Annotated in this window: 21 protein-coding genes and 4 tRNA genes; 6 read left to right on the top strand and 19 right to left on the bottom strand. The window is 67.0% G+C overall.

What is annotated here, in order from left to right:
• Window positions 1–2: 2 nt before the first annotated feature.
• On the bottom strand, window positions 3–1,076 hold the full coding sequence (locus BWR19_03625) for a ferrochelatase (GenBank protein APX92097.1): 1,074 nt from the start codon (window positions 1,074–1,076) through the stop codon (window positions 3–5).
• 180 nt (window positions 1,077–1,256) lie between these two features.
• On the opposite strand from BWR19_03625, the gene BWR19_03620 reads away from it, so the two are divergent.
• A complete protein-coding gene (locus tag BWR19_03620; GenBank protein ID APX92096.1) occupies window positions 1,257–2,846 on the top strand; it encodes a cryptochrome/photolyase family protein in 1,590 nt (529 codons plus the stop codon).
• Entirely contained in the window at window positions 2,846–3,247 is a 402-nt protein-coding gene (locus BWR19_03615; protein APX92095.1) for a thiol-disulfide oxidoreductase, read from the top strand. Before BWR19_03620 ends, BWR19_03615 begins: the two co-directional genes overlap by 1 nt.
• Before the next feature lie 13 nt (window positions 3,248–3,260).
• Here BWR19_03615 and BWR19_03610 read toward each other — a convergent pair whose 3' ends face one another.
• The 13 genes from BWR19_03610 to BWR19_03550 all read right to left on the bottom strand — a co-directional run bounded on the left by BWR19_03610 (window position 3,261) and on the right by BWR19_03550 (window position 14,937).
• The gene (locus BWR19_03610) at window positions 3,261–3,563 is read right to left on the bottom strand and encodes a hypothetical protein (GenBank protein ID APX92094.1); all 303 of its coding nucleotides are present in this window, start codon (window positions 3,561–3,563) and stop codon (window positions 3,261–3,263) included.
• Window positions 3,564–3,701: 138 nt separating this feature from the next.
• Window positions 3,702–3,995, bottom strand: coding sequence for a hypothetical protein (locus BWR19_03605; protein APX92093.1), 294 nt, complete (start codon window positions 3,993–3,995; stop codon window positions 3,702–3,704).
• Window positions 3,996–4,067: 72 nt separating this feature from the next.
• Window positions 4,068–5,456, bottom strand: coding sequence for a replicative DNA helicase (locus BWR19_03600; GenBank protein ID APX92092.1), 1,389 nt, complete (start codon window positions 5,454–5,456; stop codon window positions 4,068–4,070).
• A gap of 187 nt (window positions 5,457–5,643) precedes the next feature.
• Window positions 5,644–6,255, bottom strand: a complete 612-nt coding sequence (locus BWR19_03595) for a 2-dehydro-3-deoxy-6-phosphogalactonate aldolase (protein APX92091.1) — start codon at window positions 6,253–6,255, stop codon at window positions 5,644–5,646.
• Between the two features lie 25 nt (window positions 6,256–6,280).
• Complete coding sequence (locus tag BWR19_03590) at window positions 6,281–7,234, bottom strand: 2-keto-3-deoxy-galactonokinase (GenBank protein ID APX94886.1); 954 nt, start codon at window positions 7,232–7,234, stop codon at window positions 6,281–6,283.
• Window positions 7,235–7,242: 8 nt separating this feature from the next.
• A complete protein-coding gene (locus BWR19_03585) occupies window positions 7,243–8,391 on the bottom strand; it encodes a galactonate dehydratase (protein ID APX92090.1) in 1,149 nt (382 codons plus the stop codon).
• A 20-nt stretch (window positions 8,392–8,411) separates the two neighbouring features.
• On the bottom strand, window positions 8,412–9,143 hold the full coding sequence (locus BWR19_03580) for a GntR family transcriptional regulator (GenBank protein ID APX92089.1): 732 nt from the start codon (window positions 9,141–9,143) through the stop codon (window positions 8,412–8,414).
• 167 nt (window positions 9,144–9,310) lie between these two features.
• Window positions 9,311–9,757: a 50S ribosomal protein L9 gene (locus BWR19_03575; GenBank protein APX92088.1), complete on the bottom strand. Its 447-nt coding sequence runs from the start codon at window positions 9,755–9,757 to the stop codon at window positions 9,311–9,313.
• 15 nt (window positions 9,758–9,772) lie between these two features.
• Entirely contained in the window at window positions 9,773–10,624 is an 852-nt protein-coding gene (locus tag BWR19_03570; GenBank protein ID APX92087.1) for a hypothetical protein, read from the bottom strand.
• Between the two features lie 12 nt (window positions 10,625–10,636).
• The gene (locus BWR19_03565; GenBank protein APX92086.1) at window positions 10,637–10,864 is read right to left on the bottom strand and encodes a 30S ribosomal protein S18; all 228 of its coding nucleotides are present in this window, start codon (window positions 10,862–10,864) and stop codon (window positions 10,637–10,639) included.
• 27 nt (window positions 10,865–10,891) lie between these two features.
• Window positions 10,892–11,287 (bottom strand): 30S ribosomal protein S6, encoded by a 396-nt coding sequence (locus tag BWR19_03560; GenBank protein ID APX92085.1) that lies wholly within the window; start codon window positions 11,285–11,287, stop codon window positions 10,892–10,894.
• Between the two features lie 429 nt (window positions 11,288–11,716).
• The gene (locus BWR19_03555; GenBank protein APX92084.1) at window positions 11,717–12,535 is read right to left on the bottom strand and encodes a 23S rRNA (guanosine(2251)-2'-O)-methyltransferase RlmB; all 819 of its coding nucleotides are present in this window, start codon (window positions 12,533–12,535) and stop codon (window positions 11,717–11,719) included.
• A complete protein-coding gene (locus tag BWR19_03550) occupies window positions 12,535–14,937 on the bottom strand; it encodes a ribonuclease R (protein ID APX92083.1) in 2,403 nt (800 codons plus the stop codon). Before BWR19_03550 ends, BWR19_03555 begins: the two co-directional genes overlap by 1 nt.
• A gap of 225 nt (window positions 14,938–15,162) precedes the next feature.
• Between BWR19_03550 and BWR19_03545 the strand changes: the two genes are divergently transcribed.
• From BWR19_03545 to BWR19_03530, 4 genes are all read left to right on the top strand, one after another.
• Window positions 15,163–15,249: transfer RNA gene (locus BWR19_03545), tRNA-Leu, on the top strand.
• Between the two features lie 66 nt (window positions 15,250–15,315).
• Window positions 15,316–15,402 (top strand) — tRNA-Leu (locus BWR19_03540).
• 22 nt (window positions 15,403–15,424) lie between these two features.
• A tRNA-Leu gene (locus BWR19_03535) sits at window positions 15,425–15,511 on the top strand.
• A 40-nt stretch (window positions 15,512–15,551) separates the two neighbouring features.
• Window positions 15,552–15,638, top strand: a tRNA-Leu gene (locus BWR19_03530).
• Between the two features lie 95 nt (window positions 15,639–15,733).
• Here BWR19_03530 and BWR19_03525 read toward each other — a convergent pair.
• The 5 genes from BWR19_03525 to BWR19_03505 form a co-directional block, all read right to left on the bottom strand.
• Window positions 15,734–16,591: an endonuclease gene (locus tag BWR19_03525; GenBank protein APX92082.1), complete on the bottom strand. Its 858-nt coding sequence runs from the start codon at window positions 16,589–16,591 to the stop codon at window positions 15,734–15,736.
• Window positions 16,592–16,678: 87 nt separating this feature from the next.
• Window positions 16,679–16,954, bottom strand: coding sequence for an AsnC family transcriptional regulator (locus tag BWR19_03520; GenBank protein APX92081.1), 276 nt, complete (start codon window positions 16,952–16,954; stop codon window positions 16,679–16,681).
• 236 nt (window positions 16,955–17,190) lie between these two features.
• Window positions 17,191–17,535 (bottom strand): hypothetical protein, encoded by a 345-nt coding sequence (locus BWR19_03515; protein APX92080.1) that lies wholly within the window; start codon window positions 17,533–17,535, stop codon window positions 17,191–17,193.
• The gene (locus BWR19_03510) at window positions 17,532–20,063 is read right to left on the bottom strand and encodes a cytochrome c oxidase subunit I (GenBank protein ID APX92079.1); all 2,532 of its coding nucleotides are present in this window, start codon (window positions 20,061–20,063) and stop codon (window positions 17,532–17,534) included. Before BWR19_03510 ends, BWR19_03515 begins: the two co-directional genes overlap by 4 nt.
• A complete protein-coding gene (locus BWR19_03505) occupies window positions 20,060–21,022 on the bottom strand; it encodes a cytochrome c oxidase subunit II (protein APX94885.1) in 963 nt (320 codons plus the stop codon). The genes BWR19_03510 and BWR19_03505 overlap by 4 nt, the downstream gene beginning before the upstream one ends.
• Window positions 21,023–21,117 lie beyond the last annotated feature (95 nt).

Genomic DNA, 21,117 nt, shown 5'->3' with positions numbered 1-21,117 from the left:
ACTTAGATCCAACCGCCGAGCTCGTTAAGCGCCACCTGCGCCAGCGCCTCGATATGGTCGTCGCGGTCGTTGAGGCAGGGCACGTAGGTGAATTGTTCGCCACCGGCCTCGAGGAAGCTGTCGCGAATCTCCTCGTTGATCTCCTCGAGGGTCTCAACGCAGTCGGAGGCGAAGGCCGGCGAGACCACCGCGATGTGCTTTTTCCCCTGGCGCGCCAGCTCGGCGACGTGGTCGACGGTGGGCGGGCCAACCCACTCTTCGGGCCCGAACTGCGACTGGAAGGCGGTGACGATCTGGCTGTCGTCCCAACCCAGCCGCTCCTTGAGCAGGCGCGTGGTCTTCTGGCACTGGCAGTGGTAGGGGTCACCCTCCATTAGATAGCGCTTGGGCACGCCGTGATAGGACGCGACCAGGATGTCCGGCTGCGACTCGGCGGCGGCATAGGTTTCGTTGACCGAGGCCGCCAGGGCATCGAGATAGGCCGGGTGCTCGAAGTAGGCCGGCACGGTGCGGATCGCCGGCTGCCACTTGAGTTTCATCAGGGTGCGGAAGGCCTGGTCGTTGGCAGTGGCGGTGGTCGGCGAGGCGTACTGGGGGTAGAGCGGGAAAAACAGGATCTTCTCGCAGCCCTGGGCCTGCAGCCGGCGCAGCACGCTATCGGTGGAGGGGTTGCCGTAGCGCATGCAGAAGTCCACCACCACCTTGTCACCCAGCTCGGCGTTGAGCCGCGCAGCCAGCTTGGCGGTCTGGTCGCGGGTGATGGTCAGCAGCGGGCTCTCGTTTCTTTCCTCGTTCCAGATGCTGCGGTAAGCCTTGCCGGAACTGAACGGCCGCTTGGTCAGGATGATGCCCTGCAGCAGCGGCTGCCACTTCCAGGAGGCGTAGTCGACGACCCGCTTGTCGGAGAGAAATTCATTGAGGTAGCGGCGCATCGACCAGTAGTCGGTGGCGTCGGGGGTGCCCAGGTTGGCGATCACCACGCCGATCTTGGCGCGGGCCACCGGCGGGTGGTCGGGTCCGGCATGGGCCAGCCGGCCCTGGCCCGGCTGGTCGAGTTTCACATCACTTGCTGACATGCATTGGCATCCTTGTTGGGTCGCCGCGCAACCGTGGGCAGGGACGTGTTTGCCCTTCACCAAGCAGCCGCAGTCGCCCTAAGTGGTATCGAAGTCGTCGAACGATTCTAGCATCCGGCTCGCCGCCGAGAAGAATCAGGTTATACTATCAGCATTATTTGTATAACTTCAGGTCAATTCATGTCCAAGCCACTGCTGCTGGTGCTCGGCGATCAGCTCAGCCACGACCTCGCCATCCTGCGCGACGCCCCGGCCAATGCCGTAGTGGCGCTATGCGAGGTCGAGGACGAAGGCCGCTACGTACCGCACCATCCGCAGAAGGTCGCCATGATGCTGGCGGCGATGCGCCACTTCGCCGAGGAGCTGCGCCGGCGCGGCGTTAACGTGCACTACAGCCGGCTCGATGACGACGACAATGCCCACAGCCTGATCGCCGAAGCCGAGCGCCTCGCCGAGCGCTACGGCTGCGACAGCATACGGGCGGTACGCCCGGGGGAGTGGCGGCTATGGCAGGCGATGCAGGCGCGCCGCGACGCCGCCCTGCCCTGGCAGCTGCACGAGGATACGCGCTTTTTCACTACTCCAGACGACTTCGCCGCCTGGGCAGAGGGCCGCAAGTCGCTGCGCATGGAGTACTTCTATCGTGAACAGCGGCGCCGCAGCGGCCTGCTGATGGAGGGCAGCGAGCCGGCCGGCGGCCAGTGGAACTTCGACCACGACAACCGCCAGCCGCTCGCCGACGATGCGGCGCCTCCCGCCCCGCCGCGGCACCGCCGCGACGCCATCACCCGCGACGTGCTGGCGCTGGTGGCCGAGCACTTCGCCGACCACTTTGGCGACCTGGCGGGCTTCAACTGGGCGGTGACGCGCCGCCAGGCGCTGGCCGACCTGCGCCACTTTTTGACCCATGCGCTGCCCGACTTCGGCCGCTTCCAGGACGCCATCAGCGACGCCGAGCCCTGGCTATTCCACTCGCGGCTCGCCCCGGCGCTCAACCTCGGCCTGCTGTCGCCCCGCGAGGTGTGCGAGGCGGCCGAGCGCGCCTACCATGAGGGCCGCGCTCCGCTCAACGCCGTGGAGGGCTTCATTCGCCAGATCCTCGGCTGGCGGGAGTACGTGCGCGGCCTCTACTGGACCCGGATGCCCGCCTACAAGACTGGCAACCACCTCGGCGCCCGGCGCCAGCTGCCAGATTTCTATTGGAGCGGCGATACCGAGCTGCGCTGCCTCAGGCGCGCCATCGAGATGACCCGCGACAACGCCTACGCCCACCATATCCAGCGGCTGATGGTCACCGGCAATTTTGCGCTGCTCTGCGACGTCGCACCCGAGGCGCTGTGCGACTGGTACCTAGCGGTCTACGCCGACGCCTGCGAGTGGGTCGAACTGCCCAATACCCTGGGTATGGTGCTGCACGCCGACGGCGGCCTGATGGGCTCCAAGCCCTACTGCGCCTCGGGCAAGTACATCGATCGCATGTCCGACCACTGCCGCCAGTGCCGCTACGATCCCAAGCAGATCACCGGCACCCACGCCTGTCCGCTCAACAGCCTCTACTGGCAGTTTCTCGAGCGCCACGCCGAGCGGCTCGCCGACAACCCGCGCATGGCGCTGATCTACGGCTCGCTGCGACGCATGACCGACGCCAAGCGCGATGCCATCCGCCAGCAGGCCGAGGCCTTTCTTGCCCGCCTCGATGGCGAGGAGAGCTATGGCGGCGGCACACAGCACCAGGCGCATCGCGCCGGCTACCACCAGGAGACCCCGTGATGTCACGCCATCGCCCCCTCGCCGCCCGCTCACCGGTGACGCTGTTCCACGACGGGCACTGCCCGCTATGCCAGCGCGAAGTGGCGTGGCTGGCGCGCCATCCGCGTCGCGACCGGGTGGCGCTGGTGGATATCCAGGCCGACGGCTTCGACGCCGAGGCGCTGGGCAGCAGCTTCGAGGCGATGATGGGGCGGCTGCACCTGCGCGATGCGGCGGGCCAGTGGTTCGTGGGCATGGACGCCAGCCGTGCGCTGTATGCGGTGCTCGGCTACCGACGACTGGTGTGGATAAGCGGCCTACCGGGGCTGGCAGGCGCGTTGGACGCGGGGTATCGCTGGTTTGCGCGTCGCCGGGTGCGGCTGGGGCGCTGGTGGCTGGCACGCCGCAGGCGCACCGAGTGAGGGTGGCGTGGCGCTAGAACACCAGGGGCATACGTGACGACAGCGGATCGTTGTAGTGGGCGTCGCGCCCGATCATCTCGTCGTGGGCCACGTACTGCACCAGATAGGCGCGATGAATGCCGGCGCGCTTGAGCTCGAGGTAGATGTCGTCGAGGGCGCGGAACATCACCGGCTTGCCGCGCCGGCACAGCATATGGCGCTGCCCTTCCAAGTCTTCCAGCTCGAGCTGATAGTAGCGGCTGCCGGCGTGGCTGATGACGCGAATCTCGAAATTATCGTGGTCGGCCACGAAGGCCTTGAGATTGTCGAACTCCATGGATCCAGCTCCCGAAAAATGACGACGATGGGTAGATAAATAGGGGTCAGCATGGCGTCCCCCGATGACAGCGTCGTGTCCTTACGACGACAGATCTGTGACCCTGTCCAAGTCGTCAAGTTCCAGGTGCAAGCTCGCCTACTGGTATTCCGAGGGGTCGATGGCCTTGCCCAGCGAGTTGCGGTCGACCCAGTTGCCGGCCTTGGTCTCCTTGTAGCGGAACACCACCCGATCGCCAACGGCCACGGGCACCTCGGCATCCTCGGTCTGGTAGCTGTAGGTCACGCCGTCGACCACCAGCCGGTAGCGGTAGAGGTCGGGCATGCCCAGCCACTCCTTGAACGGCCCCTCGCGTTCGAGCTCCTGGAGCTCTCCACGCCCTTCCAGCTTGGGAATGCGCTTGCGGTTGCCGCGTCGAAATCCGCCTGCCATGAGGCCTCCTGTTGCGGGTTGCGTGGGGCTCGGCATTATACGGACTGGGCGCCGCGGCTCAAGGCCGCGGTCCTATTCCCCAAAGTGCTGGCCGTAGCTGTCCGGGGCCAGATCCTCGAAGCGCGTGTACTTGCCGATGAACGCCATGTGCACCGTGCCGATGGGTCCGTTACGCTGCTTGCCGATGATCAGCTCGGCGAGCCCCTGATTATCGGGGTTGTCCGGATTATAGACCTCATCGCGATAGACGAAGGCGATCACGTCGGCGTCCTGCTCGATGGCCCCCGACTCGCGCAGGTCCGACATCACCGGGCGTTTGTTGGGACGCTGCTCCAGCGAGCGGTTGAGCTGCGACAGCGCCACCACCGGGCAGCCGAACTCCTTGGCCAGCCCCTTGAGCGAGCGCGAGATCTCGGAGATCTCACCGGTGCGGTTCTCGGAGAAGCCGGGGATCTGCATCAGCTGCAGGTAGTCGATCATGATCAGGCCGATATTACCGTGCTCGCGAACGATGCGCCGCACCCGCGAGCGCATCTCGTTGGGTGACAGCGCCGCGGTGTCGTCGATGAACAGCTGCTTGTCCTTGAGCAGGTTGACCGCCGAGGTCAGCCGCGGCCAGTCCTCGTCCTCGAGCTGGCCGGTACGCACGCGGGTCTGGTCGATGCGCCCCAGCGACGACAGCATGCGCAGCATCAGCGATTCGGCGGGCATCTCCATGGAGAACACCACCACCGGCTTGTCGCTGGAGATCACCGCGTGCTCGACCAGGTTCATGGCGAAGGTGGTCTTGCCCATCGAGGGGCGTCCGGCAATGATCACCAGGTCGGAAGGCTGCAGGCCCGAGGTCATATCGTCGAGATCGCGAAAGCCGGTCGACAGCCCGCTCATCTCGCCCTGCATGTTGAACAGCTCGTCGATGCGGTCCACCGCCTTGGCCAGCAGTTCGCTCATGCCGATCGGGCCGCCCGACTTGGGCCGCTCCTCGCTGATCTGGAACACCAGCCGCTCGGCCTCGTTGACCAGCTCGTCGGCGGGCCGCCCCTGGGGCGCGAAGGCGCTCTCGGCGACCTGACTGGCGGCCTGGATCAGCTTCCTGAGCGTGGCCCGCTCGCGGACGATGTCGGCGTAGGCCCGGATGTTGCTCGCCGACGGCGTATTGCGCGCCAGCTCGGCGAGATAGGCCAGGCCACCCACGGTATCCAGCTGGTCGCGATTCTCCAGCGCCTCGGACAGCGTCACCACGTCCAGCGGATGGCCGCCCTCGGCCAGACCCTGCATGGCGTTGAACACCAGGCGATGCTCGTAGCGGTAGAAGTCGCCGCCCACCAGCCGCTCGGAGACGGTGTCCCAGGCCTGGTTGTCGAGCATCAAGCCGCCCAGCACCGACTGTTCGGCTTCCAACGAGTGCGGGGGCACCTTGAGCGCGGCGGTTTCCTTATCGGTCTCTACGATGTCGTTCATGACGCTTCACGGCCTGGGGAAAACGGAGTGGCTTGCACGCTAGGCGAACACGCCAAGCAAGCGCATTCTACCCCAAGCGATGCAGCCACTCCGAGTCGATCATGAAAATCCTGCGGCAGGATCGAGGTAAGCGGGGCCCAACGCCTGACCTCAGCGAGCCTGGCCTGCGGCCCTCCGGCGACGCCGCTCATGGGGCTTGCGCAGCCGCTCGCCAAGCCGCCACCAGGCGGCGGGCCTGCTCAGCCACCTGGCCTGGGTCCTGCCCCGTCCGGTAAAGGGCGCTGCCGAGCCCCGCCCCGTCGACGCCGGCGGCGCACCAGTCGGCGAAGTTGTCGACGCCGATGCCGCCCACCGCGTAGAGCCGGGTGCCGGCGGGCAGCACCGCGCGCAGCGCCTGCATGCCGGCGATCCCCACCTGCACCGCGGGGAATAGCTTGAGCCCGCTGGCGCCGGCGTCGAGGGCCTCGAAGGCCTCGCTGGGCGTGACCACCCCCGGCCAGCTGTGCATGTCGAGCCGTCGCGTCGCCTCGATCACCGCCGGTCGGCAGTTGGGCGAGACCACCAGCTGGCCGCCGGCGGCGTGCACCTCGCGCACCTGGGCGGGGCTCAGCACGGTGCCCGCCCCAACCAGCGCCCGTTCGCCCAGCGCCTCGCGCAGCCGCGCGATGCTGTCGAGGGGCTGCGGGGAGTTGAGCGGCACCTCGAGGGTGGTGATACCGGCGGCGAGCACCGCCTCGCCCACTGCCACCGCGGCGTCGGGGGTAACGCCGCGCAGGATACCGATCAGGGGTAGCGTCATCACGCAGTCTCCAGCAAAAAAAGGATCAGCTTGGCAGCGCCTGGTACGCCAGGCCCAGGCCGGCCAGCACCGCCGTGTCGCCGTCCAGGCAGCGACTGGCGTAGCCCAGGGACTCCAACGCCAACGCATAGCGCGTACAGAGCGCCGTGTTACCGATCAGGGTGATGGGGTCGCTGGCCGTCAGCTCACTGCCCAGGCCGGCCAGCTCCAAGCCGATGGTGAGCCCTGAAAGTCGCGCGGCCAGACGGGCGCCACGCACAGCGCCGCTGGGCAGCTCGCCATCCAGCAGATCGGCGGCACGCAGGCCGAACAGCGCCGCGCTGTAGCGTCCGGGGTTGGCGTGGAGGTCACGCACCGCGGACACGAAGGCCTCGCGGTCGCCGGGCGCGGCGAGGTCGTCCTCGCCGATCGAGTGCTTGAGCAGCGACTGGCGAGCCAGCAGGCCGTACAGCTCACCGCTGAGGCAGGTGGTGAAGCGGGACACCGCGCCTTGCTCGAGGCGCGCCCACTTGGCGTGGGTACCCGGCAGGCCGACCAGCCCCGAGAAGGCCCCGTCGTCGGCCACCAGCCCGGCCAGCTGGGTCTCCTCGCCGCGCATCACATCGAAGGCACCCTCGCGGGTCTGGCAGAGTCCCGGCAGCAGTTGCACGGCCAGGCGCGGATCAGCGACCGTCGGACTCACCGCGCCGCGGGCCAGGTCGTCGAGGCGCGCCGGCAGCGGCAGGTAGGCGGCCTCGCACCAGCCCTGTCGGGCACCGGCCATGCCGCAGACCAGCACCGGCGTGCGCCTGCCGACAGGCAGCCAGTCGCCCACCACCTCGAGCAGCGCTGTCTCATAGTCGCCGGGCGCCAGCGACAGCATGCCTCGCTGGCTGCCGCCTCGCGCCAGCCCCCGGCCGTCATCGCCGATGGCCCAGGCGCGCAGGTTGCTGGAGCCCCAGTCGACGGCGATCCAACTGAGCCGCTGGCTGATCGGCATGGCCTCGTTCACCATTCGGCGATCGAGCCGTCGGCGTGGGTCCACACCGGATTGCGCCAGCGATGGCCGACCTTGGCGCGCTCCTCGACGAACGCCTCATCGATCTCCACGCCCAGCCCAGGCCCTTGGGGAATGGCGCAGAAGCCGTCCTCGATGGCCAGCGCCGACTTGTCGACCAGATAGTCGAGGACGTCGTTGCCCTGGTTGTAGTGGATGCCCATGCTCTGCTCCTGGATGAAGGCGTTGTGGCACACCGCATCCAGCTGCAGCGAGGTGGCCAGGGTCAGCGGGCCCAGCGGGCAATGCGGTGCCAGCGCCACATCGTGAGCCGAGGCCAGGGCGGCGATCTTGAGCCCCTCGCTGATGCCGCCGCAGTGGGAGAGGTCGGGCTGGATGATATCGATCATGCCGTCGGCCAGCAGGTCACGGAACTGGAAGCGCGTATGCAGCCGCTCGCCGGTGGCCAGCGGATAGCCGAGACCGCCGGCGATCTGCTTGAGGCACGGCAGGTGCTCGGGGGCCACCGGCTCCTCGACGAACATCGGGTGGAAGGGTTCCAGCTCGCGCAGCAGCGCCTTGGCCATCGGGCGGTGCACGCGGCCGTGGAAATCGATGCCGATACCCACCTCGGGCCCCACCGCCTGGCGCGCCTCGGCGACCCGCGCCACCGCCTCGTCGATCTTGTGGTGGGAGTCGACGATGGCCAGCTCCGGCGTGCCGTTCATCTTGAACGCCGTGAAGCCCTGTTCGACCAGCGCGCGGGCCCCGGCCCCCACGTCGCTGGGCCGGTCGCCGCCGGTCCAGGCGTACATGCGCATCTTGTCGCGCACCGCGCCGCCCAGCAACTGGTGCACCGGCACGCCGAGATCACGGCCCTTGAGGTCCCACAGCGCCTGGTCGATACCGGCGATAGCACTCATCAGGATCGGGCCGCCGCGATAGAAGCCGGCGCGATACATCATGTTCCACAGATGCTCGATGCGGTGCGGATCCTGGCCGACCAGGTAGTCGGACAGCTCGTGCACGGCGGCCTCGACGGTGGCGGCGCGGCCCTCGATGACCGGCTCGCCCCAGCCGTAGCAGCCCGCGTCGGTCTCAATCTTGAGGAACAGCCAGCGCGGCGGCACCTGCCAGGTCTTGAGTCGGGTGATCTTCATACGGGACTCCTTGGAGTGGATCAGGCGTCGATCGTCTCGGCGACGATACCCAGGTCGATGGCAGTGCGCTTGAGCACCTCGCGTGCCGCCCGCTCGGCGGCCTCGGGCTGGCCTTCGCGGATCGCCGCCAGCACCTGGCCATGGCGCACCAGGCTGTCGTCGAGGGTCGCAACGCTGTGCTGCGAGTGCTGGATCAGTGCCATGATGGAGGGCCGCAGCAGATGGCCCATCTGCCGCCACACTAGGTTGTGGCTGGCACGGTAGATCGCTTCGTGGAAGGCCAGGTCGTGTTCGACGTGCTGCTCGCCCTGCCCGGCACTGGCGGTGACGCGCATGCCCTCGAACGCCTGCTCGATCGCCGCGATATCAGGCGCGGCGGCGGCGCCGGCAGCGAGCCCGGCGACGACCGGCTCGGCGGAAAAACGGAAGGCAAAGATCTCGCGCACCAGCTGTGGGTCAGGGCTATCCAGACCGGCCAGCCAGCCGCTCATCAGCGGGTCGAGCAGATGCCAGTCGCTGACCGGACAAACCCGGGTGCCGCGGCCCGCAGTACGCTCGATCAGGCCAGTGGCGGTAAGGCTTGCCAGCGCATTGCGCACCTGGTTACGGCTGACATCGAAGTGCTGGCACAGGTCCAGCTCGCGGGGAAAGACCTCGCCCGGCTGCCAGCTGCCGGCCAATAGTGCCTGGCCCAGCAGCCGCGCCAGGGCGTCGGCGCCCCCCCGGTGACGCGGCAGTTGATCGAGCGACATGGCAGGCCTCCTGACGAACGAGAAGCCAGCCTATAAAATGTCTGACATTTTGGCAAGCCTACAGGCCCGTTTCCACCAGCCAGACACGAGCAAGCCCCCGCAGCAGGGCTACGGGGGCTTGGGGACTGGCGTCCTGCGACGGCATGCGCCGTCGCATGGCGTATCGCTTACTCGGCGACGACCACAACGCGCACGCTGGTAGCGACTTCGGCATGCAGCTGCAGGTCGATGTCGTACTCACCGGTGGCACGGATCGGGCCTTCCGGCATGCGCACTTCGCTCTTGGCGATGTCGATGCCGGCAGAAGCGATCGCTTCGGCCAGGTCGCGCGGACCGATGGAACCGAACAGCTTGCCTTCGTCACCGGCCTTGGAGACCAGCGACAGCTCGATCTCGCTGAGCTGAGCGGCGCGGGCTTCGGCCTCGGCCTTGCGGTCGGCGGCTTGAGCTTCGAGCTCGGCACGCTGCGCTTCGAAGGCGGCAACGTTGTCCTTGGTGGCCGGCACGGCGAGGCCGTAGGGCACCAGATAGTTACGACCATAACCGGGCTTGACGGTGACCTTGTCACCCAGGCCACCCAGCTTGCCAATCTTGTCGAGCAGAATGACTTCCATCTCGTTAACCTCTTGTCAGTCGCTTCGGGCCAGGCGCCCACGGAAGTCCGCGAGCGAATCGATGAAGGCCAGAAGCAGTACAATCAGAATCATGGGCCAGGTGGTAATCAGCAATACGTAGAAGGCCACCAACCACAGCCCGTTCATCCCCTTTAGACCAATAAAACCATGTACCAGCGCAACCCCTGCCACCAGCAGCGGCACCCAGCTGAGCATCGCCAGCGCCGGGATCCCCAGCAGCATGCCGATCACCCCGAGCACCACCAGCACCGCCAGCTCCTTGGGCGCCATGCGTAGCCCGTGGAACTCCTGGCGAAAGCCGCCGGGGTTGTAGAGCCCGGCCTGCCAGCTGCGCGCCAGCGCCAAACAGGCCACCGCGGCGACCAGCACGATCAGCCCGGTCACCCCGCCGATCAGCAGCACCGCCAGACGCTCGGTATCGAGCCCCTGATTGGCGAACTCGGTGAGCATGCGATCGACTTCCGCCGAGTTCTGCCGCACCTGCTCGAGCAGTGGCCCCGCGCCGCCGGGCGGTACGAACAGCCCCAACTGGACCATCCCCGCGCCGGCCAGGGCGCCGACGATCAGCGCCTCGCTCCAGCGCATCCTCGCGCGCAGCACGCTGGCCATCAGCGTGACCAGCAGCACCGTGGCCAGCGGGATGGCATCCCCCTGGGTCCACCACCAGCCGGCGGGGAGCGCGGCGGCGAGGATCACCGGCGTGGCCGGCGCCAAACCGCGGCGCAGCGTCACCAGCGCAGCAATGGCCGCACCGAACCAGAACAGCCAGGGGACTACGGAGGCCAGTGCCGCGGCGCCCACCGCGTAGGGGGTGCCGCGCATCAGCCAGCGGGCGATAGGCAGCATCACGCCTATGGCTTACTGGTGGCTATCGGTGTACGGCAGCAGCGCCAGGTAGCGTGCCCGCTTGATCGCGGTAGACAGCTGACGCTGGTAGCGGGCCTTGGTACCGGTGATACGGCTCGGGACGATCTTGCCAGTCTCGGTGACGTAGGCCTTGAGCGTATCGATGTCTTTGTAATCGATCTGCTTCACGCCTTCGGCGGTGAAACGGCAGAACTTGCGGCGACGGAAAAAGCGTGCCATGTAAAGTCTCCTATGGACGTGCGGAAATCAGTTAGCTTCGGCGGTTTCTTCTTCGTTCTCGTTACGCTCGCGGGGCTTGTCCTCGCGGCGCGGACGCTTCTCTTCCGCCGGCTTCATCATCGGTGACGCTTCGGTGATGGCTTCCTTGCAACGCACGACCAGGCTACGGATGATCGCGTCGTTGAAGCGGAAGATGTTCTCGATTTCCTCGAGGGTCTCGCCGCGGCACTCGACGTTCATCATCACGTAGTGAGCCTTGTGAATCTTGTTGATCGGGTAGGCCAGATGACGGCGGCCCCAATCTTCCAGACGGTGCACGGTACCGCCGCTCTCGGTGACGAGAGAGGTGTAGCGCTCGACCATCGCCTGAACCTGTTCGCTCTGGTCCGGGTGGACCATGAACACGATTTCGTAATGGCGCATGCTAGCTCCTTTCGGTTTGACAGCTTCCTGAGGCCTGACGTGGCACGACCAGGGGAAGCAAGGAGGTGATAGTGGAAACACTAATGCCCGCACGAAGGACGCACGGGCGCCAATATTCTAAGGACTAAAGGCAAATTCCGCAAGCTGGAGGGAGAGAAGTGTTGGGCTATGGCATATAGCTAGCAGCACCCTCGGGACTGATCCGCCGGTAGGCCTACGAGGAGGCGCTGTAAACCCATCCCTGGGCGCTACATTGCGCCCTGCTGCGCTCTCGCATCCTGCTTCGCTTGCAGGACCAGTGCTGGCCATCCATGGCCAGCCCGTTCGGAGCAATGCTCCTCACCCATGGCGCAAACCTCCTCTTCGACCTACCGCCGGCGTCCCTCGCTAGCAGGCAGTGCGCCATTCTGGCAACTGCAATGAACGTGGCTATAACAAGACGGCACTCTGATGACGCTGGCGCACCGCCTCGAACAGGCAGACGCCAGTGGCCACCGAGACGTTGAGGCTGGAGACGCTGCCGGCCATCGGCAGCTTGACCAGCCCATCGCAGGCCTCGCGGGTCAGGCGCCGCATGCCCTTGCCCTCGGCGCCCATCACCAGCGCCGTGGCGCCGCGAAAGTCGGCCTCGAACAGGCTGGCGTCGGCCTCGCCGGCGGTGCCGGTGATCCACACCCCCAGCGCCTTGAGCTTGGCCATGGCCCGCGCCAGGTTGGTGACCTGATAGACCGGCACGCTCTCCGCCGCGCCGCAGGCCACCTTGCGCACCGTGGCGTTGAGCGGCGCGGCCTTGTCCTTGGGTACGATCACGCCGTCCACGCCGGCGGCATCGGCGCTGCGCAGACAGGCGCCGAAGTTGTGCACATCGGTGACGCCGTCGAGAATCAGCAGCAGCGGCGGCGGCGCGCCATCCGGCCACGCCTCGAGGCGCAGCCACAGAGAGGCCTCGCCCTCGGCGGCCAGCGGCGTACAGAACGCAACGATGCCTTGGTGGGCCGCCCCCTGGGCCAGCTCATCGAGCAGCTCGCGGGGCTGGCTGACCAGCCGCGCGCCGCTCTGCTGGGCGCTGTCGACCAGCTCGGCGAGGCGTGCCGCGGCGCCGCCCTCCTGCACCCACAGCTCACGGGGGCGCTCGCCGCGCTCGAGCAGTGCACGCACCGCGTGTACCCCGTAGACCGCATCCAGGCCGCCGGGGGGCTGGGCTTTATTGCCTCTCGACGACGGCTTGCGGCGCTTGTGTATCGCCATCAGCGCTTGCCGCCGCCCTTGGGCTTGCGGGGGCCGCGGCGGCGGCGCGACTTGCCGCCCGGCGCCTCGGCCTTGTCACTCTTGGCAGCGTCCGACTTGGCGCCGTCCGAGTTGGCAGCGCTCGGCTTGCCACGCTTGGGGGTGCGCTTCGGCCGCGGTTTGTCGTCGACCAGGTCGAAGTCGAGCTTGCGCTCATCGAGGTCGACCCGCGCCACCTGCACGGTGACGCCGTCGCCCAGGCGATAGGAGACGCCGGAGCGCTCACCCTTGAGGCGGTGCTTCTCGGCCTCGTAGTGGTAGTAGTCGGAGGGCAGCGAGGTGACGTGGACCAGGCCCTCGACGTAGATATCGTCGAGACGCACGAAGATCCCGAACTGGGTGACCGAGGCGATGGTGCCGTCGTAGACCTCGCCGAGCTTGTCGGACATGAACTCGCACTTGAGCCAGTCCTCGACGTCGCGGGTGGCGTCGTCGGCGCGCCGCTCGGTCATCGAGCAGTGCTCGCCGAGCTCGATCATCTGCTCGAAGGTGTATGGGCACCAGCTGCTTGGCGGATCCACCGGCGCGCCCTCGGCGCGCAGTACCGTGGCGGTCTGGCGCGGGCCGCGCACCACCGAGCGAATCGCGCGGTGCACCAGCAGGTCCGGATAGCGGCGGATCGGCGAGGTGAAGTGGGCATAGGCCGGATAGGCCAGGCCGAAGTGGCCCTCGTTGTGCGGCGAGTAGACCGCGCGGTTCATCGAGCGCAGCATCACGGTCTGGATGATATCGGCATCGGGGCGATCCTTGATCACCGCGGCCAGCGCGCGATAGTCCTGAGGCGTGGGGTTATCGCCGCCGCCCAGTGACAGGCCCAGCTCGTTGAGGAACAGCCGCAGCTTGTCGAGACGCTCCGGCGTCGGCGGCTGGTGGATGCGGTACAGCGCCGGCAGGTCGTGCTTGTCGAGGAAGCGCGCGGTGGCCACGTTGGCGGCCAGCATGCACTCCTCGATGATCTTGTGGGCATCGTTGCGTGAACGCGGCACGATATTCTCGATCTTGCGCTCCTCGTTGAACAGGATCGCCGTCTCGGTGGTCTCGAACTCGATGGCGCCGCGCTCGCTGCGTGACTCGCGCAGCAGGTGGTAAAGTGCGTGGAGATTCTCCAGCGACGGCACCAGCTCGCGGTACTCCTCGTGCAGCGCGGTGCGCTCGGGGCTCTCCTCGCTCTCGAGGATCTTGCCAACCTTGTTATAGGTGAGGCGGGCATGGGAGCGGAACACCGCCTCGTAGAAGCGGTAGCGGCTGATCACCCCGCTCTGGGAGATATTCATCTCGCAGACCATCGCCAGGCGGTCGACGTCCGGGTTCAGCGAACACAGGCCATTGGAGAGCAGTTCCGGCAGCATCGGCACCACCTGCCCCGGGAAGTACACCGAGTTACCGCGGGTGTGAGCCTCCTGGTCCAGTGCACTGCCGGGGCGCACGTAGTGCGACACGTCGGCGATCGCCACCAGCAATTTCCAACTCCCGGACTTGGTCTTCCAGGCGCACACCGCGTCGTCGAAGTCCTTGGCGCTCTCGTCATCGATGGTCACCAGCGGCACGTCACGCAGGTCGATGCGGTGGGCCTTGTCCTCCTCGGCCACTTCCGCCGACATGCTGGCGATCTGGTCGAGCACGTCGGGCGGGAAGTCGGCGGGAATGTCGTGACTGCGGATGGCGATGTCGATCTCCATCCCCGGATCCATGCGCTCACCGAGCACCTCGACCACCTCGCCCACCGGCTGCACCCGGGTCTCGGGCTGCTTGACGATCTTGGCCGAGACCACCTGGCCGTCCTGGGCGCCGCCGCAGGCGCTGTGGGGGATGATCACTTCCTGGGAGATCCGCGAATTCTCGGGGATCAGCACCCCGAACTCATCGCTGTTCTGGCGGTAGACGCCGACGATGGTCTGGGTATTGCGGGCGATGATCTCGGCGATGGTCGCCTCGTCGCGGCCGCGGCGGTCGCGGCCACTGACCCTCACCAGCACGTGGTCGCCGTGGAACACGCGGCGCATCTGGCGCGGCGGCATCACCAGGTCGGGCTTCTTGCCGTCATCGCGAATCAGGAAGCCGAAGCCGTCGCGGTGGCCGAGCACCTTGCCCTTGATCAGGTCGAGCTTGTCGATCAGCGCATAGGCGCCGCGGCGGTCGCGCAGGATCTGGCCGTCACGCTCCATGGCGGCCAGGCGGCGGCGCACCGCTTCGAGCTGGTTCTCGTCCTCGAGTCCCAGCATGCGGCTCATGTTCTCGTGGGTAATCGGCTTACCGTACTCTTCCAGGCGGGCCAGCAGATATTCGCGGCTGGGAACGGGATTGTCGTACTTGTGGGCTTCACGTTCCGCGTGTGGGTCGTCGCTGAGCGTCCAATGAGTCATGCGAGGGGCGTCCTTGAAGAATTGCGCGCGAGGCACTGCGGGCGGGAGGCAATATTCGGTCGAGTTGTCAATGTCATGGCGGCAGTATAGCGCCGCCGCCCGCTACACCCAACCCATTGCCGCTGCGGGGTACTTGCTGGGTCGAGCCCGGGCACCCCGAAAGCGCGCCAAGGCGGCGTTCGGGGCTTGCAATAAAAGGCAAAATCGGTATGATGCACGCCACTTGCCCAGATGGCGGAATTGGTAGACGCGCTAGCTTCAGGTGCTAGTGTCCTTACGGACGTGGAGGTTCAAGTCCTCTTCTGGGCACCAATCGACATCTCCGGATGTCACGGGATCTAGATCCCACGCTCTTTATCAGCTCGACGGTTCATGTTCGCCCAGGTGGCGGAATTGGTAGACGCGCTAGCTTCAGGTGCTAGTGTCCTTACGGACGTGGAGGTTCAAGTCCTCTCCTGGGCACCACGCGAACATGACCACACGATACGCCCAGGTGGCGGAATTGGTAGACGCGCTAGCTTCAGGTGCTAGTGTCCTTATGGACGTGGAGGTTCAAGTCCTCTCCTGGGCACCACGCGTATCGTGCAGCAAGAGCCCCTCCAGATGTAACCGCTGCCCAGATGGCGGAATTGGTAGACGCGCTAGCTTCAGGTGCTAGTGTCCTTACGGACGTGGAGGTTCAAGTCCTCTTCTGGGCACCACCGGCAATACCCCCTCGACTATTCAATTCCACGACTCGCACCACCACCCCGAAACGATCCGGGTGGCGCATTCTCGTGCCTGCTCTCTGGCCGGGCTAGTCGAAGCGGCCCGGCAACCTGGCGACCTCATCCAGCGCCCAGCCGTCGGTGACCACGCGACTCTCCAGTCGCTGCGCCTCGGCGACGGGCAGGTTGGGAAAGAAATCCAGCCCGGTCTGCGCCTCGACCTCGTCGATGCTGACCAGGTAGTCGCCCAGGGGCTCATCGCCGGCGACCTCCTGGGGCATGATGAAGGCCAGCGCCCGCGGCGGCTCGGTGGGCACCACCAGGATCTTGTAGAAGGCCTCGGGAATCTCGACCAGCCCCACGCGATTGAAGACGTTGTCCATGAAGCGCTCGGGGAACACCGGCCCGGTCACCACCTGCACCACCCCGAAGCGCGGCACGAAGTGGTCGATCACCACCTCCTCGAGGCGCTGCCAGAGGCGTCGGTTGAGATCGGGACGCTGCGGCGAGATATTGCTCATCAGGAAGCTCTGCGCCTGGGCCTCGGCGCCGTGCACCGCGGCGATGGCGTAGTTGGGCGCCAGGTGGCCGCGGTCGTAGCCGCTACCGAAGTAGCTATCCGGCGCGATCGGCCACAGGGTGCGCCAGTCGCGCTGGAAATTGGGCCGCGGGCCGGCACGCGGATCCTCGACCTCATGCAGGGTATAGCTGACCCACAGCGGGTTGACGCGCAGATCCGACCAGCCCACCAGGAAGCCGTCGTTGCGCAGCACCCGATGCAGGCTGGTCGGCGTCGGCGACTCCCAGGTCGGCACGCCCATCCACACCAGCTGGTCGCGATACGCCTGCTCCTGGCTGTACCACAGCCCGGTGCCGACCAGCACGAACACCAGGCTGATACCCAAGCCGCGCGCCCGTCGGCGCCAGCGAGATATGCGTCGCTTCATGCAGTAAACACTTGCTAACCCTCATGTTCTTTCGCCCCGGGGCCGGGCTGGCAAATGACGCCGCTCACCTCGCGCCCCGGTAAGTACTTACCAACCGACCGAGAACATCGTCTCCAGGTCGTGGCGCGAGTGTACCTGCATGGCATTGAGGGTCTCGGTCTCACGGATCCCCTCGACCTGATCGAGGCGCTCGGTGACCAGCTGGGCCAAGCCCTCGAAGTCGCGGGTGCGGGCGATCGCCACCAGGTCGTAGCGACCGCAGGTGGAGAACACTTCGCTGATGCCCTCGACGTCGGCCAGGCGCTCGGCCACGGCCTTGATCTTGCCCTTCTCGGCGTTGATCAGAATCACGGCGTTCTGCATGGGTCGCTCCTTGGATGGGGGTAAAGCGGTGGCGGGATTATAGCAGCGTGGCGCGCTCGGCGTCCTTTGCGCAGGTAGGTAGCAGCTCGGAACTGATCCGTCGGCAGGCCTACGAGGAGGCGCTGTGAACCCATCCCTGGGCGCTACCTTGCGCCATCCATGGCGCAAACCTCCTCTTCGACCTGCCCCCGGCGTTCCTCGCGTCGATCACTGCCAGCACCTAGCAATAGTCACCGTTAGAGACACGGCGGCACGCCGATCACTGGAATCCCCACGAACAGCGTCGCCACCGCCGAGAACAGATACAGGCCGGCGGATACCGCGGCGACGAAACGCGGCCTGCCCAGCTCGTCGCGGGCCGCCTCCAGGCAGGCCCAGGCCAGCCAGCCGAGCAGCGCCGTAGTCGCCACGGTGAGCAGGCCCAGCGCGACATTGATGGCGGTCAGCGCGCCCTGCTCCGCTGCCGGCGGCGCCACCGCACAGGCCACCGACAGCCCACCGTAGATCGCCACGAACCATAGGCTCCACAGCGTCAGCCCGATGACCAGATGCAGCGGATGGGTCAGCGCCAGACGGCTCATGCCCCACCTCCCAGCCACATCGGCATCGCCACCAGGGCGAATACCACGATCCAGAAGACCACCAGATTGTAGCGCCACAGACGAGCCACCACGGCGGGTTCGAAGGGCGCCGCGGCGCTGACGTAGCCGTAACCGACCCGCAGCCCCTGCAGCAGGGTCAAGATGGCGCCCAGTGCGCCGTGCAGCAGCACGTAGATCAGGCCGAGCAGCAGCACCGCGTCGTGGGCCGTCTCGGTGGCGGCGAGACCCGCCTGCCAGATCACCCAGACCAGCAGTGCCACCTGGGCGCCACCCAGTGCGGTGACCGCGAACAGCCCCGGAGCCAGGCCGCGGTCGTCATGGCGGCGCAGGCCGCGTACCAGTCTTTCCAGCCACAGCGTACCGGCCGTCAGCGCCACCCCCGCCAGCACCATCAGCGGCAGCGACAGCGGCGAGGTGTCGGGCATGCTCCATTGCGGCGAGACCGTCCACAGGTAGAACCAGCCGAACAGGTACGACAGGAAGAAGGAGCCGTTGGCTAGCAGCGCAATCGACATCGCCCATAGCCCCGGGCCATCCATGGTTCGCGAGTGAAGCGGCGGGTCGCCGGGCTGTACCTGGGCGTCGGGTGCGGCCTTGGGATGGGCACCGTTCTCCCACGACCAGCGCAGCAGGAAGCCCACCGCCGCCAGGGTGGCAAGGCCGGCCAGCGGATAGAGCCGCACCAGCAGGCACACGCAGACCACCGCCAGCGCCAGCGAGGCGAACAGCGGCCACCAGGAGTTGCCCGGCAGGTGAATGATCTCGCGCACCTTGCCGGTGAGCGGGTCGCTGCCCCACAGCTCACGGCGGCCGTGGTCGATCACCGCCAGGTCGTGACGACCCTCGGCGATGGTGCGCGGCAGTTCGGGGTCGTCCCAAAGCGGATGGCGGCTGTCGACCCGCGGCAGGCTGGCGAAGTTATAGGCGCTGGGCGGCATCGAGGTGGTCCACTCCAGGGTATCGGCGTTCCAGGGGTTCTGCGGCGCCGGCCGACCGAAGCGGAAGTGCAGGGCGATATCCAGCAGCACCATGGCAATCCCCGCCGACATCACGAACCCGCCGATTGACGACAGCAGGTTGAAGATATCCCAGCCCATCACCGTCTCGTAGGTATAGATGCGCCGCGGCATGCCCAGCAGGCCGGTCCAGTGCATGATCAGGAAGGTCGCGTTGAAGCCGAGGAAGGTCAGCCAGAAGCCCCAGCGACCCAGTCGCTCCGAGGGCATGCGCCCCGAGAACAGCGGCAGCCAGTAGTAGAGCCCGGCCATCAGCGGGAACAGCATGCCGCCGACCAGCACGTAGTGCATATGGGCGACCACGAAGTGGGTGTCATGCACCTGCCAGTTGAACGGCACCAGCGCCAGCATCACCCCGGTCAGGCCGCCGCACACGAAGATGACCAGGAAGCCGAGGACCCACAGCATCGGCAGCTTCATCACCGGCCGCCCCAGCCACAGCGTGGCCAGCCACACGAACACCTGGATCGCAGTGGGCACCGCCACCAGCATGCTGGCGGCGGAAAAGAACGCCTGGGCCAGCTGCGGTATGCCCACCGTGAACATGTGGTGCACCCACAGCCCGAAGCTGATGAAGCCGGTGACGATGATCGCCACCACCACCCAGCGATAGCCGACGATGGGGCGCCCGGCGAACACCGGAATCAGCGTCGAGACGATGCCTGCGGCGGGCAGGAAGATGATGTACACCTCGGGGTGGCCGAACAGCCAGAACAGATGCTGCCAGAGGATCGGGTCGCCGCCGGCGGCGACCTCGAAGAACGGCATGCCCACCGCGCGCTCGAGTTCGAGCATGATGCTGGCCAGGATCAGCGGCGGAAAGCCGACCACGATCATCAGTGCCATGGCCAGGATGTACCAGGCGAACAGCGGCATCTTGTCCAGCGACATGCCGCGGGTGCGGGTGCGCAGGATCGACACCACCAGCTCGACCCCGGCGGAGAGCGCCGAGATCTCGACGAAGGTGATGCCCAGCAGCCAGAAGTCGGAGCCCGGTCCCGGCGCGAACTCGCCGCTGCTCAGCGGGGTATACATGAACCAGCCGCTGTCCGGCGCCATCTCCAGGAACAGGCTCGAGGTCAGGATGATGCCGCCGAACAGGTAGCACCAGTAGCCCAGCGAGGTGAGGCGCGGGCAGACCAGGTCGCGGGCACCGATCATCTTGGGGATCATGTAGATCGCCAGCCCCTCGAGCATGGGGATGGCGAACAGGAACATCATCACCGTGCCGTGCATGGTGAAGACCTGGTTATAGATCTCCGGCGACATGAACTCCTGGTCGGGGAAGGCCAGCTGGGTACGCACCAGCATCGCCAGGATCCCGCCGATCAGGAAGAACACCATCCCGGTGACCATGAAGCGCAGGCCCAGGGTGGTATGGTTGACGATGGTCAGCGCCTTGAGGCCGCGCGGATTGCCCCACACCTCATGCATGTCCTCATGCAGGCGCTGGGGATCTTGCGGCGTTGCCGTCTGGGCGGTGTCGCTCATGGGCTCAGGGTCTCCAGCCAGGCGCCGAGGGCATCCAGCGTCTCGGCGTCGAGGTGGTCGTGGGACGGCATGCGGTTACCGGGCTTGAGCTGCTGGTGGTGACGCAGCCAGTGGCCGATGGCGCCCTCCTCCATCGCCAGGCGGCCGGCGCCGAGGCTGACGCGGTCGCCGATATCGCTGAGGTCGGGGCCCTGCTGGCCATCGCTGACCCCCGCCACGCGGTGGCAGCTGGCGCAGTGCTCGACGAAGGTATCGCGTGCCGCCTGATGATCGTCGGAGTGCTCGGGCGGCGCCTGGCGCTCGGCCAGCCAGGCGTCGAAGTCGTCGCGCGGCATGGCCTCGACGTGGAGCTGCATATTGGTGTGCTGGGCGCCGCAGAACTCGGCGCACTGGGCGCCGAACACCCCGGCGACATCCGCCTCGAGGCGGATCACGTTGGTACGCCCGGGGATCATGTCTATCTTGCCGCCCAGGCGCGGAATCCAGAAGGCGTGGATCACGTCGGCGCCGGTGACATGAAAATCCACCGGCTCGCCCACCGGCATCATCAGCTGGTTCGAGGTCACCACCTCGCCGCCGTCGGCCTCCGGGTAGCGCACCTCCCACCACCACTGATGGCCGATCACCTCGATGCGCTCGGCCTGCTGACCGTCGGGCAGCGGCAGGGGCAGCATGCGCTGCCCGACGGGCACGCCGAAGGCCAGCAGTACCACGATCGACAGCCCCGGCAGCAGCAGCCCGCCGCCGATGATCCAGCGCCGTGCGATACGCTGCTCGTCGCGACTCGAGCGCTGCGTGGGCCGGCCACCGCGAAAGGCGTAGAGCCACAGCGCGGTGATCACCACCAGCACCACGGTAGAGAAGGCCAGCATGCCCCACCACAGCCAGGCCACCTCGCGGGCGGCCTGGCCGGCCGGGTCGAGAATCGAGCGGTCGCCGCTGCAGCCGGCCAGCATCAGCCCCAGCCACGGCGCCAGATAGCGCGCGCCACGGTTGACCCACCGCCGCGGGACGCGTTGAATGCCAGGTACCCCTACTGCACCGCTGGCGCAAA

The organism is Halomonas sp. 1513 (assembly GCA_001971685.1).
Lineage (GTDB): Bacteria > Pseudomonadota > Gammaproteobacteria > Pseudomonadales > Halomonadaceae > Franzmannia.
The sequence above is the reverse complement of the archived record's forward strand: the minus strand, read 5'-3'. Positions and strand labels throughout refer to the sequence as shown.